This window comes from Aquiluna borgnonia, assembly GCF_013283855.1.
Lineage (GTDB): Bacteria > Actinomycetota > Actinomycetes > Actinomycetales > Microbacteriaceae > Aquiluna > Aquiluna borgnonia.
Genome location: NZ_CP054056.1, coordinates 481,011 through 499,321, shown reverse-complemented (window position 1 = coordinate 499,321; position 18,311 = coordinate 481,011). Strand labels below are relative to the sequence as shown.

At 55.3% G+C, this 18,311-nt stretch carries 11 protein-coding genes and 1 tRNA gene; 6 read left to right on the top strand and 6 right to left on the bottom strand.

All coding sequences use genetic code 11. From position 1 onward, the window contains the following. Positions 1-92 precede the first annotated feature (92 nt). The 6 genes from HRU87_RS02595 to HRU87_RS02570 all read left to right on the top strand — a co-directional run bounded on the left by HRU87_RS02595 (position 93) and on the right by HRU87_RS02570 (position 10,516). Entirely contained in the window at positions 93-764 is a 672-nt protein-coding gene (locus HRU87_RS02595) for a response regulator (protein WP_173493403.1), read from the top strand. Next, positions 765-2,516, top strand: coding sequence for an ATP-binding protein (locus tag HRU87_RS02590; RefSeq protein ID WP_173493402.1), 1,752 nt, complete (start codon positions 765-767; stop codon positions 2,514-2,516). Positions 2,517-2,715: 199 nt separating this feature from the next. Then, positions 2,716-6,147: a bifunctional proline dehydrogenase/L-glutamate gamma-semialdehyde dehydrogenase gene (locus HRU87_RS02585; RefSeq protein ID WP_246247328.1), complete on the top strand. Its 3,432-nt coding sequence runs from the start codon at positions 2,716-2,718 to the stop codon at positions 6,145-6,147. A gap of 100 nt (positions 6,148-6,247) precedes the next feature. Beyond that, positions 6,248-9,811 carry an efflux RND transporter permease subunit gene (locus HRU87_RS02580; protein WP_173493400.1) on the top strand — a complete coding sequence of 1,188 codons (3,564 nt, stop codon included), beginning with the start codon at positions 6,248-6,250 and terminating at the stop codon, positions 9,809-9,811. Positions 9,812-9,814: 3 nt separating this feature from the next. After that, entirely contained in the window at positions 9,815-10,417 is a 603-nt protein-coding gene (gene orn / locus HRU87_RS02575; protein ID WP_173493399.1) for an oligoribonuclease, read from the top strand. Positions 10,418-10,440: 23 nt separating this feature from the next. Then, positions 10,441-10,516: transfer RNA gene (locus HRU87_RS02570), tRNA-His, on the top strand. A gap of 34 nt (positions 10,517-10,550) precedes the next feature. Here HRU87_RS02570 and gatB read toward each other — a convergent pair. The 6 genes from gatB to HRU87_RS02540 are packed head-to-tail and all read right to left on the bottom strand — an operon-like array spanning position 10,551 to position 18,282. Then, complete coding sequence (gene gatB, locus HRU87_RS02565) at positions 10,551-12,050, bottom strand: Asp-tRNA(Asn)/Glu-tRNA(Gln) amidotransferase subunit GatB (RefSeq protein WP_173493398.1); 1,500 nt, start codon at positions 12,048-12,050, stop codon at positions 10,551-10,553. Further along, positions 12,050-13,552: an Asp-tRNA(Asn)/Glu-tRNA(Gln) amidotransferase subunit GatA gene (gene gatA, locus HRU87_RS02560; RefSeq protein ID WP_173493397.1), complete on the bottom strand. Its 1,503-nt coding sequence runs from the start codon at positions 13,550-13,552 to the stop codon at positions 12,050-12,052. Before gatA ends, gatB begins: the two co-directional genes overlap by 1 nt. A 3-nt stretch (positions 13,553-13,555) precedes the next feature. Continuing rightward, the gene (gatC, locus tag HRU87_RS02555; protein WP_173493396.1) at positions 13,556-13,852 is read right to left on the bottom strand and encodes an Asp-tRNA(Asn)/Glu-tRNA(Gln) amidotransferase subunit GatC; all 297 of its coding nucleotides are present in this window, start codon (positions 13,850-13,852) and stop codon (positions 13,556-13,558) included. 38 nt (positions 13,853-13,890) lie between these two features. After that, positions 13,891-15,996, bottom strand: coding sequence for an NAD-dependent DNA ligase LigA (gene ligA, locus HRU87_RS02550; protein WP_173493395.1), 2,106 nt, complete (start codon positions 15,994-15,996; stop codon positions 13,891-13,893). Next, entirely contained in the window at positions 15,989-17,095 is a 1,107-nt protein-coding gene (gene mnmA, locus HRU87_RS02545) for a tRNA 2-thiouridine(34) synthase MnmA (RefSeq protein ID WP_213086403.1), read from the bottom strand. The genes ligA and mnmA overlap by 8 nt, the downstream gene beginning before the upstream one ends. Before the next feature lie 26 nt (positions 17,096-17,121). After that, a complete protein-coding gene (locus tag HRU87_RS02540) occupies positions 17,122-18,282 on the bottom strand; it encodes a cysteine desulfurase family protein (RefSeq protein WP_173493394.1) in 1,161 nt (386 codons plus the stop codon). Positions 18,283-18,311 lie beyond the last annotated feature (29 nt).

The following is an 18,311-nucleotide window of genomic DNA, read 5'->3' as shown; positions in this document are numbered from 1 at the left end:
GTCGCCCGAATCAAACCCAATTGAAAGACTGAAATCTCCCTTGATGGGCTAACCCATCAAGATTTCTTAGGGGTAGCCCTCAACTAGCTAAAATGTTGATCTTGCATGAGACTGGCTTCATGTTTGAGGAAATCGTCGTGGTTGAGGATGACGACTTCACTCGCGTTATGGTCGCCGACTCCCTGGGGGGACATGGATTCTCCGTAGTTGGGTCATTTCCTGCCGCGACTCAAGCGCTAGGGCACTGCAAGAAGAAAACTCCGTGGGCGTGCGTCATCGACCTCCACCTGGGTCACGGACCCACTGGACTGGATCTTGCGGGAGCACTCAGGAGACTCGACTCCAATGTCGGGATCGTAATTCTAAGTAGCTATGAAGACCCTCGAATCCTCAGAGCTAACCTCCCAGCAGCGCCGGCTGGCACAATTTACCTCCATAAACGAACAATCTCTGACTCCCGATCGCTGGCTGATGCGGTCAGAAAATCAAGACTCAGTGCGGAATCCAAAGCAAAAGCAGAAGTCAAGGCCAAGGGGCTAAATGCGCTTGGGCGCCTCACTGACTCGCAACTCGAAACTCTGCGCTTGCTTGCCGAAGGTTTATCAAATTCTGAAATTGCACGTAAGCGCTTCGTTACTGAAAAAAGCGTCGAGCTATCGATTTCGCGGCTTGCCAGAACCATGGGTATAGCCAGAGCGCCGTCAACGAACCTGAGAGTTCAAATAGTGAAAGCGTATTTTGAATCGTTGGCCAAGGAGGGCTAGGTGCGATTCAACTTCACAGCGCTCGCGAATCAGATTGGCGGTCCTGACCTTCTCAAACCAATCTCACTTCTCCCGGCAGTCCCATTCGTCATATTGACTTCGGTTCTTTCAATCGCATTCAGGCAGGACGACTCGGTAACTGGATTTCAGACTATTAGGGACAAATGGCCGGAGCTAATTTTCGCAAATTTGGCCTCGATCGCCGTTTGCTTCATTGCGGTTTTTGCGATCAACCAAGGATTTAGAAATCGCCATCAGGAGGCAATTTGGCCCATGTGGATTGTCCTGCCGCTGTCCTTTTTGCTGGGGGCTCTTAAGGGGTTGACCACGGCGATTTTTTGTTTCGTTCTGGATGTTGAAAAAGACCTGTGGGTTGCCGTCGGCTCGCGATGGCTAAGCACAGGACTGCTGGGGCTTTTTCTCATACCCATGGTCGCCGTAATGACCTACCAGGCTTCCCAATTTTTGCGGCAACGGGAACTTCTGGTTGCCAAAAGAGCCCTAGAGCAAATGAGCACAGAAAATCTCGTCGAAAGCAAGCTAGCGAGCGAACTGAGCCTAATCATCGCAAAAACCTCAAACAGGTTGCGAGAAGTCGAGGCAATGGCGGAGGCCTCCCCTAAGGACGCAGAAAAACTATTTAGAGAAGAGCTAGACGTCATAATTCGCGATGAGATTCGGCCGCTGAGTCACAAAATTTGGCGGGAACAGGACAACACAGTTCCGACTCTTTCTTGGCGTGAGCTTCTCTCCCAGGCCACCGGCTCCACAATTCAACGCCCACTGCTTCTTGGTGCGTGGCTCTTCGTAGGAACCTACGGAGGACACGCGGCCATGCTTGGCACAACCGAGGCCTTCACCAGGGTGCTCCTATTTTCAGTGGTTATAACGGGAACGTTGGTTCTGAGTCGACTTTTGGAAAAAACTCTAAATGTGGCCTCACGACTAGGGTTTTTTTCATCAATTACAATTGCGGTGCTTTTCGGTGTGAGCATCACCAACACTGCTCTGGGGCCGATTCCGGGTTCCAGCGTATCCATCGAAGTGATAATTTTTTTGATTCACCTTCTGCAAAGCGGCTTTATCCTGAACCTAATCCACACATTCGGTGAAAAACGAAAACAGCTTCGAGAACTCAAACTCTCTCCTTCGGAGGCTAAGTCTGTTGCCACCGATGTTGAGAAATTCATCCTGCGCCTGAGGAGTCGAGAATTTGCTCAGCTGCTGCACAGCGAAATCCAAAACAAACTTTTGAACTCCATACTTTCCTCACAGCGCTCAAGTGAAATCAACTTTGACGTCAGGAAGGAGTCTGAAAAACTAAGGACCCTGCTCTCCAGTTTTACTGACAGAAAAGCCGATTCGGTGGCCCAACTTGGAACGGCAATAAAAAAACTAGTTGCCGACTGGGAGGGGTTTCTCGACATCGAATTGGAAATTTCACCGGAGGCAGAGCGCATTTCCCTTGATCGAATCAAAGGCGTCTCAGATCTTGTTAGTGAGGCGATCACAAACTCAGTAAGGCATGGGTCGGCAACTCAAATGCAAATCAAAATCGATACCAGAGAAGACGTATTGACCCTGAGAATCTCAGATGATGGGGTGGGTCTCAGGAGTTCCAGAGTCGGGCTCGGAACCATGCTGCTTGCAGCCGTAACCGAAAACAGATACACGATTGAAAACGCCAAAGGCAACGGGGTCGAGATCAGGGCAAACTTGAAAATTTCTGAATTGAAAACCCAGCCAGATTAGGCCAAGGCCCCTAACTGTGAGTTCAGAGCTGTCTCGTCTCAGCTCGCGACCAGCATAAATTTAGCGCGGCTGAAACCGATCTGGTGGCCAAGCCAAAGATTCTTCTAGAAACGGGCTTTCGGCCCCGAGGCAGAGTCCAGGATATTGCCTAGGATTGAAGGAATCAGCCTGGCGGAGTCGCCGAAATGAAGGGGAAGTTTTGTCTCTTAGTTCTGTTTCCATTCCTTCGATTGACCACAAAGCCGAATTGGTTCAAAGCAGCGTGGATCTGGCGCGCACCTGGGTCTCCGAGGCCGCAAAGCTGCCCACCCCGAAAGCATCCCAGCGCCTAGCAGGCCTGCTGCAGGATCCGAATGGTCTCGAGTTTGCTGTTGGCTTTGTGGACGGCGTTATTCGACCAGAGGACAAGAGCGTCGCCGCAAAGAATCTTTATCAGCTGCGCTCGCTAACCCCTAAATTTCTTCCGGCACCGCTGCGGGCACTCATTGCAATCGGTGCCAACTTAGCCCCCGCGTTTCCTTTCATTGTTGTCCCAATAGCCCGGAAGGTGCTGCGAGGAATGGTTAGCCACCTGGTGATTGATGCCTCAATGGGGAAGCTGGGACCTGCGCTTCGAAGAATCCGAGCCAGTGGAGCAAAACTCAACATCAACCTCCTGGGCGAAGCGGTGCTGGGAGACCTCGAAGCCAAGCGAAGACTGAATAAATCTGCGGAGCTGCTCGCTCGCAAGGACGTCGACTACATATCCCTAAAGGTCTCGGCTACGACAGCCCCACACTCCAAGTGGGCGTTCAACGAAAACGTAATTGCTGTCATTGAGAGACTGACCCCGCTCTATGAGCTCGCCATGCGTGATGGTGCCAAGAAGTTCATTAACTTGGACATGGAGGAGTACCACGACCTAGACCTCACTGTTGCCGTTTTCAAGGGACTACTTTCAAAGCCGCAATTCAAGAACCTCGAAGCTGGCATTGTCCTGCAGGCATATCTGCCGGACGCTCTAAGGGCAATGATCGATCTCCAGCAGTGGGCCTCAAGTCGAACCCTTATGGGTGGAGCTGCAATCAAGGTCAGAATTGTGAAGGGTGCCAACCTGCCCATGGAGCAGGTTGACGCAGAGATGCATGGCTGGCCACTGGCTACCGTGGGTTCTAAGGCCGAGGCTGACGCAAACTACAAGCGAGTCATCAACTATGCACTCACCCCGGAGCGAATTGCAAATGTCAAGATCGGTGTCGCCGGCCACAATCTCTTTGACCTGGCCTTTGCCCATAATTTGGCAGAGGTTCGCGGGGTAAAGAACGGCCTGGATGTTGAGATGCTGCTGGGGATGGCTCCCAACCAAGCTGAGGTGGTTCGTAGGACCTACAGCTCGCTTGTGCTCTACACCCCGGTGGTGCACCCGCAAGAATTCGATGTCGCAATCGCCTACCTAATTAGGAGGCTCGAAGAGGGTGCGAGCTCGGAGAACTTCCTTTCAAATGCTTTCCAGCTCTCCGACCCAGCGTCCTTCGACATTGAGCGGCAAAGGTTCGAGAAGTCCATCGAGCTCATGGGTTCGGAAGTGCCAATTCCCAACCGACTTCAGGATCGCAATTTTGACTCAGCGGTGGTTCCGGCCAATGGTTTTGAGAACGCCGCGGACACCGACCCGGCCCTTGCTAGAAACCGCGAATGGGCCTACGGGATCATCTCTCGCTCCCAAACTTCCGTCCTGGGTAAGGCTGAGGTCGAGCGGGTCTTTATAGATTCTTCCGAGAAACTAAATCGAAGAATTTCAGACGCCAGAAACTCTGGAAAAACCTGGGCCAGCCTCTCAGCTGCCCAGCGCAGTCACAAGCTTCACCAGGTGGGAGTGGTTCTAGAGCGCAATCGCGGGAGCCTAATCGAGGTTGCGATGAGCGAGACCGGCAAGACCTTCGACCAGGCCGACACCGAAGTTTCTGAAGCAATCGACTTTGCTCACTACTACGCAGAGGCTGCCCTAAAGCTGGAGGAAATTGACGGTGCCGTGGCCAAGCCAAGAAACGTCACTGTGGTCACTCCGCCTTGGAATTTCCCTATCGCCATTCCAGCTGGCTCGGCTCTTGCTGCTCTGGCCGCAGGCAGTGCAGTGGTGTTCAAACCTGCTGGTCAAGCTGCGAGATGTGGCGCCTACCTTGCTCAGCTGATGAACCAGGAACTGCCGGAAGACGTTCTAGTCTCCATCCAGCTTCATGAAGACCAACTTGGATCTCAGTTGATCGGTCACCCCGACGTATCGCAGCTGATTCTGACTGGAGGGTTTGAAACTGCCAAGCTTTTCCGCGAGATTAACCCAAGCCTCAAGTTGTTTGCGGAAACCAGTGGCAAGAACTCAATGATTATTACCCCAAATGCCGATCTGGACCTGGCAGCCAAGGACTTGGCCTACTCAGCCTTTGGTCACGCGGGACAGAAGTGCTCTGCTGCCTCGGTAGCGATTTTGGTTGGCTCGGTTGCAAAGTCGAAGCGTTTCCGGCGCCAATTGGTTGATGCCGTGCAATCGCTACACATCGCTCAACCGAGTGACCCGATGGCGCAGGTTGGTCCAGTTATCGAGCAGCCGCAAGGCAAATTGCTCTCTGCTCTAACTACCTTGGAGCGAGGCGAAAAGTGGCTGCTGGAATCGAAATCTTTGGATGACTCTGGAAAACTGTGGTCACCCGCGATTCGTGAGGGTGTTCTTCCAGGATCACCCAGTCACACGGTTGAGTTCTTCGGCCCTCACCTTGCGATCATGACAGCTCGCAATCTCTCCGATGCAATCGCACTTCAAAACGCAGTTGACTACGGACTCACCGCGGGACTGCACTCCCTAGACGCAGTTGAGATAAACGATTGGCTGGCGAGGGTCCAGGCTGGAAACCTCTACGTCAATCGCGGCATCACCGGCGCTATCGTTCAGCGCCAACCCTTTGGTGGCTGGAAGCGAAGTGCAATTGGGCCCACCGCCAAGGCCGGCGGCCCCAACTACCTGATGACCCTTACCAGTTTTACCTCGAGGGCAGCCAAGGCAGAGGTTGAAATCAAGAGCAAGCAGCTGCTTCAGATTCTCACCCTGGCAGCCTCGTCGGGGCTCAGCGATGATGAGCTCGAGTCGCTGCATCGCGGAGTTCAAAGTGATTTGGTTGCCGAGCGAGACTACTTCTCTAAGACCAGTGACGTATCGGGTTTGCAATCGGAACTAAACATCTTCCGCTACCTGCGCTCTGATTGTGAGTTGAGGATCAACTCGAATGCCTCCGACTACGCCAGCTGGCGCTCCCTGATTTCGCTGGCTGTGCTGGGATCCGGGACCGTGAGTGCCTTTGAGTTCCCAGCACGCCTGGAAAAACCGCTGAGAAAGCTCGGTCTGAAACTTCGCACGGAGAATGATCAGAGCTGGCTCGAACGAGTTGCTAGGTCGACCGGGCGCTTTAGGGTTGTTGGCGATATTGGTGAGGTCACCCTAGGGCACCCACTGGCCAACTGTGAGGTTGCGCTTTATGATCAGGAGCCAACCGAAGCTGGCCTGGTTGAACTGCTCCCCTACTTCAAAGAGCAAGCCGTCACAATAACCGCGCACAGATTCGGTAACCCAGTCAGGTTCATCTCCAAGCTGATCTTCTGACTTCCTACAGCTTTTACTCAGCCAACACTGGAAAAGTTCAGGGGAGTATTCTTTTCGGTTGGCTGGTTGTAACACTCAGTCCCAAACAATAGAGGTCACCTTGTTCCTGCTCTCCAAACTCTCCCTTGCCAATCGTGCGGTTGTTGCCCTGCTCACCGTGATTGTCGCAGCCTTCGGATTCCTCTCCCTGGGAAGCCTCAAGCAGGAGCTGATCCCCTCAATCGAGATCCCATCCGCTGCCATTGTGACCAGCTACCCGGGTGCCTCTCCCGAGGTTGTTGACCAGCAGGTCTCGGTACCTATTGAGAATGCGGTTTTGGGACTGGAAAACCTCGAGTCAACCACCGTTACCTCGACCACCGGGCTATCTGTGATTCGTATCTCTTTTGAGTACGGAACCACTGCAGCAGAGGCCACCGAAAGATTGAACAATGCGGTGAGCGCGGTTTCAGACTCGCTACCGGCAGACACCAACCCGCAGGTAATTTCCGGTTCCTTCGACTCGGTTCCGATCATCGTGCTTGCCGTTTCCGCCAACGACGGCGACAACGAGGCCATCGGCAAGAAGTTGGAGCAGGCCGCCCCGAGCATTTTCCAGAAGGTTGACGGAATTCGTGACATCGCCGTGGCCGGTTCCAGCACCAAGCAGATCAACCTGACTTTGAACCAGTTGAGACTCGCCCAAAACGGTTTGAGCCAGCGCGATATCGCAACCGCTCTGTCGGCAAACGGCCTCGTGCTTCCAGTTGGAACCCTGACTGACTCTGATGGGTCAATCTCTATCCAGATGGGCTCGCCGGTTGACACCGTCGCAGCCATTGAAGATCTTCCCCTGATTTCCCCCACCACCGGCGCTGCTCTAACGATTGCAGACGTTGCGGATGTGGTTTACAAGGATGCTCCGGTTACCTCCATCGCCCGAACCAACGGGAAAGAATCCCTGGCGGTATCAATCACCAAGAAGCCAGATGCCAACACCGTGGCAGTCTCAAGTGGAGTAGCTGAGCTGCTGCCAGAGCTGGAGGAGGAACTGGGAGGCGAAGTCACCATTGTCACCACGTTGGACCAGGCACCATTTATCGAGAAGTCAATCAAGGACCTGACCACCGAGGGACTGCTCGGTCTGACCTTCGCCGTAATCGTAATTCTGATCTTTTTGTTCTCGGTGAAGTCCACCCTGATTACCGCAATCTCGATCCCAACCTCGGTGCTGATCACGTTCATCGGTTTGCAGACCGCGGACTACTCGCTCAACATCCTGACCCTGGGCGCACTGACCATTGCAATTGGGCGCGTGGTAGACGACTCCATCGTGGTTATTGAAAACATCAACCGTCACCTCAGCTACGGCGAGACTCGCAAGAAAGCGGTTCTCAAGGCCGTGAAAGAGGTTTCCGGAGCCATTACCGCCTCCACCATCACCACAGTTGCGGTGTTCCTCCCGATTGCACTGGTCGGCGGGCTAATCGGTGAGCTCTTCAGGCCATTCGCCTTCACAGTGGCCATCGCCCTATTGGCCTCGCTACTGGTTTCCCTCACAATCGTTCCCGTTCTGGCCTACTGGTTCCTGAGAATGCCGAAGCGCCTTAGGGCAGCTCAGGAAGCCGACCCTAAGCGCTTTGAGAAGAAGCAGCGTCACGAGGAAGAAGAGCGCGAAAAGCGCTCCTTCTTGCAGCGCGGTTACCTGCCACTACTGAATGGATCCCGCAAGCACCCCTGGTTAACCCTGTTCGCATCCGTGCTGATCCTCGGCTACACCTTCTCACTTGTGCCGCAGCTAAAGACCAACTTCATCGACGGGGCTGGATCAACTCAGTTCATTGCGCGACTTGAGATGCCAGCTTCAACCAGTTTGGAAGAGCAGGATGAGGCTGCCAAGGGCCTCGAAGACCAAATCCTTGAGCTCGAGGGCGTGGAAGTTGTCCAGACCACCGTTGGCTCAGCGGCGGATGGTCGTGTTGCCTTTGGTGCGGCAGCTTCCGGAATCGCAATCACGGTTGCAGTCGCTGAAGAGGCCGACGTTGAGGCGTTGAAGGCCGAGGTTCTCGAGCTTGAGGTCCCAGCTGATGCCGATTTGACCATTAGCTCCGGTGGTGGTGGCTTTGGTTCTTCCGAGACCATCGACATCGCAGTTGAGTCCTCTGACAACGAGCTACTCCAGGAAGCTGTCGACCTTATCTCCAAGGAAATGGAGTCGGTTTCCAACATCAGCGCTGTGACCAGCACGCTGGATGCGGATGAGCGAGTCCTAGAAATTGTCGTGGACCGTGAGAAGGCTGCTGCGATTGGTCTCACCGAGACTGCTGTCACTGGAATCGTGGCTGCCCAGCTGCGCCCGAGCCCGCTCGGCACCGTAAGCATTGAAGGAAACGACGTCAGCGTCTACGTTGCTGGCGCCGATGTTCCGGAGACCATCTCGGACATCAAGGATCTAAACATCCCTTCAGCCACCGGACTGGTGAAACTGAGCTCACTTGCGAGTGTTGAAGAGGTTCTAAAGCCCACATCCATCACCTCCGAGCGCGGCAACCGAACCGCCAAGGTTTCGCTAGCCCCAGAGGGTGACGACCTGGGTGCCATCACCGTAGCGGTCACCGAGAAGTTGGATGGTGTTGAACTCCCAGCCGGTGTAACAGCCAGCATCGGCGGTGCCGCAGCTGACCAGGCAGAGAGCTTTGAGCAGCTGGGACTAGCACTGCTTGCTGCTGTTGCCATCGTTTACGTGGTTATGGTTGCGACCTTCGGCTCCTTGATCCAGCCGCTAATCCTGCTGATTTCGATTCCATTTGCCGCCACCGGAGCACTTGGACTACTGCTTATCACCGACACCCCGCTGGGCGTTCCAGCCCTGATCGGTATGTTGATGCTGGTTGGAATTGTGGTGACTAACGCAATCGTATTAATTGACCTGGTCAACCAATACCGCAGAGACGGTCGTTCAGTTCAGGATTCGCTCATGTCTGGTGCCCGCCAGCGACTGCGCCCAATTCTGATGACTGCACTCGCAACCATCTTTGCGCTCACCCCAATGGCGATGGGTCTAACCGGCGAGTCCGGCTTTATCTCTCAGCCACTGGCAATTGTCGTGATCGGTGGATTGTTCTCCTCGACCATCTTGACCCTGGTGCTCGTTCCAACCCTCTACTGGTTGATTGAGGGCCGCAAGGAGCGCAAGAAGATTCGTCTCGAGCGCAAGGCCCAGCGAGCCAAGGCAAAAGCCGAGAAGAAGGCCGCAAAGACAGCCGGTAACGAGCCAAAGCAAGTCAAGACCCCTGAGCCAGTCGCGCCTGCGCCTGTTATGGCAGCCCCAGCTGCCGCTGAGGCGAAGCCGGAATCAGTTGAGGTGAGCGAAGAAGCTCTAGCGACCGCGATTGAGCAGAGCTTCACCCCGGCCGTCTCTCAGGAGGCTCCCGCAATGTCCTGGTCGCTATCCCAAGATGATGTTGAGCTAGATTCCGAGGCCACCATGAAGTGGCAGGAGACCAGCACCGACACCTCACCGATTGCGGCTATCAAACCCGAGGAGTCCCTTGAGTTTTTGACTCAGGAGAACCCTGTGGTGACCAGCAGCAAGCAGGATGAGAAGGCAAGGCGCAAGGCCGAGAAGGCTGAGCTCAAGGCTCAGAAGAAGGCCGCCAAGAACTCTCGTCACGCAGGAGACTAAAACATGTCGGATCACATTGTCTGGGTCGACTGCGAGATGACTGGACTCGACATCGCCGTTGATGAAATCTGCGAGGTTGGCGTTGTGGTAACCGATGGCGATTTGAATCCGGTTGATTCCGGGTTGCAATTGGTAATCAAGCCAAGTGATGCTGCCATGGCCAACATGGGTGAGTTTGTGACTCAAATGCACACCGACTCCGGCTTGCTTGCCGAAATCCCAAACGGTATTTCAATCACTCAGGCCCAGGAACAGGTGCTTGAGTATTTGAAGCAGTTTGTTCCCGAGGAGCGCAGCGCTCCCCTGGCCGGCAACTCGATCGGAACTGACCGCATGTTTCTAAACCGTCAGATGCCGCTTGTCGATAAGCACCTGCACTACCGCAACATCGACGTCAGCTCAATCAAAGAGCTGACTCGACGTTGGTATCCGAGGGTCTATTTTCAGCTCCCCAAAAAATCCGGCAATCACCGAGCCCTGGCCGATATCCTCGAGTCCATTCAAGAGCTTCGCTACTACCGCAAAGCCATCTTGGTTCCCGAGCCGGGACCGGATTCGGAGACTGCAAAGGGTATAGCTAATTCCCTGGGCGCTGATAGAATCTAACGCGTTCTGGTTCGCCAGACATGGTGGGTATAGCTCAGCTGGTAGAGCACCTGGTTGTGGTCCAGGGGGCCGCGGGTTCAAGTCCCGTTACTCACCCCAAAAGAAAAAGCCCAGGAAATCCTGGGCTTTTCACTTATTTGGCTCTTTCTAAAATCAACTCTCGAACCCTCGCGGCATCCACTTGGCCGCGCATGGCCTGCATCACAGCACCAATCACTGCACCGGCTGCCTGAACCTTACCCTCGCGAATCTTCTCGAGCACATCGGGCTGCTTGGCAAGAGCTTCGTCAATGGCTGCAATTAGCGCACCGTCATCGGATACCACCTTGAGGCCGCGAGCTGCAACGACCTCTTCAGGCTCACCCTCTCCGGCTAGCACACCGGCAACCACGTCTCTCGCCATGCGGTCGGTGAGTTCTCCGCCGTCAATCAGCTTCTGAATCTTGGCAACCTGCTCGGGGGTGATGCTTAGCTCCTGAACCGCAACCTCTTGGGAGTTTGCCACCCTGGCGAGCTCACCGGTCCACCACTTGCGCGCGGCTAGCGGCGAAGCTCCGGCCGAGATGGTCGCCTCAACCTGATCTAGCAGGTCAGAGTTCACAACATCGCGGAACTCCAAGTCACTGAAGCCCCAGGCTTCCGCCAAACGCTTGCGACGCAGCGCAGGGTTTTCTGGAAGGGTAGCGCGAATGGCTTCAATCCACTCCTTGGATGGCTCAACTGGAACCAAATCAGGCTCTGGGAAGTAGCGGTAATCATCTGCGTCTGACTTTGGCCTGCCGGCAGAGGTATAGCCGCGGTCCTCGTGCCAGTGCCTGGTCTCCTGGGTGATCGTGCCACCGGAAGCCAAGATGTGCGCTTGTCGCTGAATTTCGTAGCGAACTGCGTTTTCAACCGAGCGAAGTGAGTTGACGTTTTTGGTCTCGGTGCGGGTACCCAGTTTTTGCTGGCCGTGCGGGCGAAGTGAAACGTTGGCATCGCACCTGACGTTGCCGCGCTCCATGCGAGCATCGGATACGTTCATGGACTTTACGATGTCCCGAATGGCGCGCACATAGGCAGCGGCAAGTTCGGGAGCCTTGTCCTTGGCGCCGTAAATCGGTTTGGTTACGATCTCGACCAGCGGGACTCCCCCGCGGTTGTAGTCAACCAGCGAGTACTCGGCACCCTGGATCCTGCCGGTTGAGCCACCGACGTGGGTTAGCTTTCCGGCGTCTTCCTCCATGTGGGCGCGCTCAATCAAAACCTCAAAAACCTCACCGGAATCCAATTCCACGCTGAGCTTTCCCTCAAATGCAATCGGCTCGTCATACTGCGAGGTCTGGAAGTTCTTGGCCAGGTCTGGGTAGAAGTAGTTCTTGCGAGCAAAGCGACCGGTGGGTGCAATTTCACAGCCAAGCGCCAGACCGATGGCGATTGAGGACTCGACCGCCTTTTTGTTCACTGCGGGAAGAGATCCTGGTAGACCAATGCAGATGGGACAGACGTTGGTGTTTGGTTCGCTGCCGAAAACGTTGGCGCAGCCGCAGAACATTTTGGTCTTGGTGTTCAGTTCAACGTGAACCTCAAGACCGATTACGACTTCAAATTGCTCGAGCGCCTTCTCATAGGGCATCAACTGATCTTTAGCCATTAGAGCACCTCCAACTTCGGGGCCTTGGCAAGTAGCGGGGCACCCCACTGCTCAAGGTAAAGCTTTTCAATGATCGCTCCCACTCGGTACATCTGGGCATCCTGCATGGCGGGAGCCAAGATCTGGACACCGGATGGCAAGCCATCCTCCTTGGCCAAACCGTTGGGGACGGACATTCCTGGGATTCCCGCCAGGTTGGCGGGAATGGTTGCGATGTCGTTTAGATACATCGCGAGCGGGTCGTTTACCTTTTCACCGATCTTGAATGCGGTGGTTGGCGCGGTTGGGGTGAGCAGCACATCAACCTTTGAGAAGGCAGCCGCTAGGTCGCGCTGAATCAGAGTTCTGACCTTCTGAGCGGAACCGTAGTAGGCATCGTAGTAACCGGAAGAGAGGGCGTAGGTTCCAAGGATGATTCTTCGCTTTACCTCAGGGCCAAAACCAGCCTCGCGGGTAGCTGCCATCACGCGCTCGATGGTCGGGTTACCCTCCGGGGTTACTCGCAATCCAAAGCGCACGGAATCGAACTTTGCCAGGTTCGAGGAGGCCTCGGCCGGCAGAATCAGGTAGTAGGCAGCAATTGCATACTCAAAGCTTGGGCAATCAACCTCTATAACCTCAACGCCCTGGGCAACAAGCTTTGCGATTGTGTCATCGAAAAGCTCCTTCACGCCGGGCTGGAACGCGTCGCTGTTTAGTTGCTTCACCACACCGACGCGCAGACCCTTGACGTCTGCGTTTTTGACCGCCTCAGCCATCGAACCCAGTGAGTGTGGTAGCGAGGTGGAGTCGTGAGCGTCATAGCCGGCAATCACATCGTGCAGTAGCGCGGTATCCAAAACGTTGTTAGCCACCGGACCAATCTGGTCTAGCGAGGAGGCTAGAGCTACTAGGCCGTAGCGTGAAACCGCACCGTAGGTTGGCTTGGCACCCACCGAGCCGGTCACGGCAGCCGGGTACCGAATAGAACCTCCGGTGTCACTACCAATTGCGATCGGAGCCAGGTGACCTGAGACAGCTGAGCTTGAGCCACCACCTGAACCACCTGGGATTCTGGAGAGATCCCATGGGTTTCGAGATGGACCAAATGCCGAGTATTCGGTCGAGGACCCCATGGCAAATTCGTCCAGGTTGGTCTTACCCAGGATTGGAAGGCCCGCTTTACGGAGCTTGCTAACCACCGTCGCGTCATACTGCGGAACCCAGCCGCGCAAGATGTTGGAGCCAGAGGTTGTCTGAGCATCGGTGGTGGTGAGGTTGTCCTTCACCGCAATTGGAACACCGTGGAGCGGAGAGAGCACCTCACCCTTGCTTAGGGCTTCGTCCGACAACTTGGCAGCTGCCATCGCGTTTTCGCGATTCAGGGTGATGTAGGAGTTGGTCTTTGGGTTCAGCTCTTCGGAGCGGTCGTAGAAGGCTTTAGTTAGCTCAACAGAGGAGATCTCTTTCGAGGCAATCTTTGCAGCCAGTTCACTAGCAGGTAGAAATACAAGATCAGACATTGTTTACTCCTCGTCCAAAATTGCAGCCACGCGGAAGCGGCCTTCGGCGCTGTCTGGGGCCGAGGAAAGAGCTTGTGCCTGGGTCAGTGATTCTTCAACCACGTCCTCACGGAACACGTTCGCCATTGGAATCGGGTGGCTGGTGGCAGGAATGTCTCCCTGCACGGCCTGATTCACGGTTGCTACCGCTTCCACAATCACACCTAGCTCTCCGGCTAGGGTTTGGACCTCTTCTTCGGTCACCAGAATCCTGGCGAGTGATGCCAGATGGCGCACCAGGTCGGGAGTTATTTCAGACATGCATTGGCTCAATTCAAGAATTTGGCAATGCGACAAGTTTAGTTTGAATCAAGCCCGGCCCTTGCCAAGAACTGAGCTTCATCAATTACCTCGATGCCCAGCTCCGTGGCCTTGGCAAGCTTGGATCCAGCACCTGGCCCGGCCACCACAAAAGATGTCTTCTTTGATACCGAAGAAGCCGCCTTACCGCCAAGTTCAATCACCCGAGCCTCAGCCTGCTCCCTGTTGAGCGAGACCATTGAGCCGGTTATCACTATCGAGAGCCCAGAGAAGATTCCGTCCTTTGAAACCGAGCCAGGTCCTTCATGGCCTGGTATTGCCAGCAGCACCCCGGCAGCTTCCCAGCGCTGCAAGATTTGCCTGTGCCAGTCCTCTGTATGCCAGTCGATGATCGACTGCGCGAGAGTCGGTCCAACACCCTCGACTTCTGCCAGCTCCTGCGCGGAAGCGTTAAAAATTCCAGCTGCCGACCCGAAGTGGTCCGCCAGTGCCCGCGCAGCCACCGGTCCGACGTGGCGAATCGAAAGTGAGACCAAGATTCGCCAGAGCGGCTTGGATTTTGCCTGCTCCAAGTTATCCAGCAGCTTGATGGCAGCTTCAGCTGGGGACCCATCTCGCTTTGCAAAAAAACTAACGGTCTTTGGTTCGCCATTGGCATCGTGCTTTGGAAGACCTGTGTCAGGGTCCAGCACGTAGGAGCGAATTGGCAATAGCTTTTCGAGGGTCAAATCAAACAGGTCCGCCTCTGAGGTGACCGGTGGGATGGCTGGCTCAATCGGCTGCGTCAGAGCGGTAGCCGACACGTAACCCAAGGCTTCGATGTCGAGCGCAGATCGAGAGCCGATGTAGGCGATGCGCTCGCGCAGCTGGGCCGGGCAAGACCTGGAATTTGGGCAGCGCAGATCGACATCACCCTCGGATGCCGGCGCCAGCGTGCTGCCACACTCTGGGCATTGAGTTGGCATGACGAACTCGGTTTCGACTCCGGTGCGAAGGGTTGCAACCGGACCCAATATCTCCGGAATGACATCGCCTGCCTTGCGCAGCACCACGGTGTCGCCAATCAAAATCCCCTTGGCCTTCACCTGCTCTTGATTGTGAAGGGTGGCGAACTCAACTTCCGACCCTGCCACCAAAACGGGCGCCAAGACCGCAAACGGGGTGGCGCGCCCAGTCCTGCCAATTGAAACCTTGATATCGATAAGTTTTGTGTTCACCTGCTCAGGCGGATACTTGTAGGCAATTGCCCAGCGCGGTGCTCTAGAGGTTTTTCCGAGCTCTCTCTGCCGTTCGAGCGCGTCTACCTTAATAACCACACCGTCAATCTCGTGTTCAATTTCACCGCGGCGCTGCTGGAGCTGAGAAATGAATCGGTAGGCGGCCGCTGCATCCTCAACCACTTCGAACTCTCTGGTGGTGGGCAACCCCCAATCGCTCAGCAGTTGATAAACCTCACTTTGATTGGCAATCTCTCCCGGCCAGGAGCCAAAGCCGTGCACCAGCATCCTCAGAGGCCTTGCGGCACTGACCGACGGATCTTTCTGCCGCAGGGATCCCGAGGCGCAGTTTCTCGGGTTGGCAAATGGCTTGCCACCCTCCGAAACTATGGAAGCATTCAGCTCATCAAAGTCTTCTTTTCCCAGAAAAACCTCGCCGCGAATTTCTATTGCCTTGGGGTGACCCTTGCCAGCAAGCCGGTGAGGAATGGTTTTTATGGTGAGCACGTTTGCTGTGACATCTTCACCGACCTCACCGTCTCCCCTGGTGGCAGCCTTGGTTAGCACGCCATTCTCATAGGTGAGTGAAAGGGCTAAACCATCAATCTTTGGTTCGCAGAGAAACGGTCCACCGCCAACTCGAAGTGCCCAGGCCATAAACTCCTGCTCGTCGAAGGCGTTATCCAGGCTGAGCATTTGCTCCAGGTGCTTCACCGGGGAAAATACAGCGGATGCTGCCGAGCCAACCGCCTGAGTCGGGCTGGCCTGGGCGAGCTCCGGATGCTGAGCTTCCAGGGCTTTTAGCTCTCTCTCGAGCGCGTCATACTCCGCATCGGAGACCAGAGTCTCATCCTGCTCGTAGTAAGCGATTCGATATTTGGAGATTAGTTCTTTGAGCTCCTGCAGGCGCTCGATAGAGCTAGACATTGAGCGGCTCCGCGCTCTTGGTCCGATCTATGGTGGTTTGACCCAGCACCCTGGTTCCCAAATACAGCACCGCGGTTTGGCCCGGAGCAACGCCGTAGAGCGGCTCCAGCAGATCAATCACGAGTTCTGACTCAGTGACGTAGGCGCGAGCTGGGATCGACTCGCCGTGGGCTCTAACCTGAACTTCACAATCAAAGGGAATCTCAGGATTTTCAGGAGCCTTCCCGCACCACGAATATCTTGCTCCGCCGAGCTGACCAATCTGCAGGGCAGCTTCAGGTCCAACCACAACCTCATTCGTCTTGGGTCGAATCTCGAGAACATACCTTGGTTTACCATCGGCTGCCGGCCTACCGATACGCAGGCCTTTGCGCTGCCCGATGGTGAAACCAACGTGACCATCGTGTTCACCCAAGGTATTTCCCTCGGTGTCAACGATCTTTCCTGGATCAGAGGGGATGAAGTCTCTGAGCCACTCTCTGGTGTCACCCTCGGGGATAAAGCAGATGTCGTAGGAGTCAGGCTTATTGGCAACCGCAAGGCCGCGCTCCGCGGCTTCTTTGCGAACCAAATCCTTAGAAGCGGTGGCCCCGAGCGGAAACATTGAGTGCTTTAGCTGTTCCTGGGTCAACACCCCTAGCACGTAGCTCTGGTCCTTGGCCATGGCAAGTGAGCGGTGAAGTTCTAAATTGCCGTGGTCGTCTTCAAGAATCGATGCGTAGTGGCCGGTGCAGACGGCATCAAATCCCAAGGCCAAACCCTTTTCCAGAAGGGCTGCAAACTTAATTCGCTCATTGCAGCGCATGCACGGGTTTGGAGTGCGACCGGCCTGGTACTCCGCCACGAAATCATCAACCACATCCAGCTTGAACCGTTCGGAGAAATCCCAAACGTAGTAGTCAATGCCAAGCTTCTTGGCCGCGCGCTGGGCATCCATTGAGTCCTCAATGGTGCAGCAGCCGCGGGAACCGGTTCTCAAGGTGCCAGGCATGCGCGAGAGCGCGAGGTGGACTCCAACCACCTCGTGTCCCATTTCAACCGCGCGCGCAGCTGCTACGGCGGAGTCAACTCCACCACTCATAGCTGCTAAGACACGCACCGTAGAAGTCTAAATTGCAAACCGCTCTAGCGGTTCAGCCCAGCGCGAAGCGCTGTGGAATAAACCTCTTCAATTACGCCGAGGAAAGTATCAACATCGGCCTCGGTGGTGCTGTGCCCGAGCGAAATGCGCAGCACGCTGGAAGCCTCGGCTTCGCTGTAACCCATAGCTAATAGCACGTGAGAGGCTCCCAGCACACCAGCCTGGCATGCACTTCCAGCTGAGACGCATAGTCCCTTTTGATCGAGTAAAAACAGCAGTGAATCGCTTTGGGCGCCTGGAAACAAAAAGCTAGCGGTGTGTTCAATCCTGGGTCCGGAGATGGTCTTGGATACCGCAGGAATTGTTTTCAACAGCTCTCGCTCTAGGCGATCGCGCATCGCGCCTAGTCTGTGCTCACGTTCAACCTGATCGGATACCGCCGCCGAGGCAGCCTGAGCGAAAGCCATGGCAAGTGGGTAGTTCATGGTTCCAGACCTAAGTCCCCGCTCCTGTCCACCTCCGTGAATGAGCGATACCGGCTTGGCGGAGCGGGCAATAATGCTCGCTCCAATGCCTATCGGAGCCCCAAGCTTGTGACCGGAGATGCTCATCGCGGTCAGTCCCGTTTCGGAGAATTTGAAGGGTAAGTGCCCAAAGGTGGCGACTGCATCACTGTGAACCGGGATGTTGCGCTGGCCCGCGAGCGCCGAAAACTTTTGTAGGTCAATCAGCGCTCCGGTCTCATTGTTCACCCACATCAGCGACACCAGGGCAATCTCATCGCCCAGTTCTTCAATCAGCTGCTGAAACTGAGCAAAATCCGGCTGGCCGGTTTTATCCACAGTCAGCCAAACTGGCTGCGCCCCCTCATGCTTCTCTAACCAGTGAATTGGATCCAGGAGTGCGTGGTGCTCTGTGAGTGCAGAAAGTATGTACTTCCTGGGGCGATCTTGCCTTGACCAGTACAAACCTTTAATCAGTTGGTTGTCCGACTCCGTACCGCCTGAAGTGAAAATCACCTCGGAGCGGTGACACCCAACAGCCTCAGCCAAAACCTCTCTGGCCTGCTCCAGAATCTCTCTGGTCTGCCTGCCCTGAGCGTGAACAGATGAAGGGTTGCCAAAGTGCGACTGGGCCTCTAGGTAAGCGTTTAGCGACTCAGGTCGAACCGGTGTGGTTGCGGCATGGTCCAGGTAGACCGACATGCCTAAAGCCTAATTCACCGGGGCGAAAT

Excerpts from the sequence above, each read along its gene's own strand:
- orn (WP_173493399.1), top strand. The coding sequence starts at position 9,815 with ATGTCGGATCACATTGTCTGGGTCGACTGCGAGATGACTGGACTCGAC.
- gatC (WP_173493396.1), bottom strand. The coding sequence starts at position 13,852 with ATGTCTGAAATAACTCCCGACCTGGTGCGCCATCTGGCATCACTCGCC.
- gatB (WP_173493398.1), bottom strand. The coding sequence starts at position 12,050 with ATGGCTAAAGATCAGTTGATGCCCTATGAGAAGGCGCTCGAGCAATTT.
- HRU87_RS02540 (WP_173493394.1), bottom strand. The coding sequence starts at position 18,282 with ATGTCGGTCTACCTGGACCATGCCGCAACCACACCGGTTCGACCTGAG.
- gatA (WP_173493397.1), bottom strand. The coding sequence starts at position 13,552 with ATGTCTGATCTTGTATTTCTACCTGCTAGTGAACTGGCTGCAAAGATT.
- ligA (WP_173493395.1), bottom strand. The coding sequence starts at position 15,996 with ATGTCTAGCTCTATCGAGCGCCTGCAGGAGCTCAAAGAACTAATCTCC.
- HRU87_RS02595 (WP_173493403.1), top strand. The coding sequence starts at position 93 with ATGTTGATCTTGCATGAGACTGGCTTCATGTTTGAGGAAATCGTCGTG.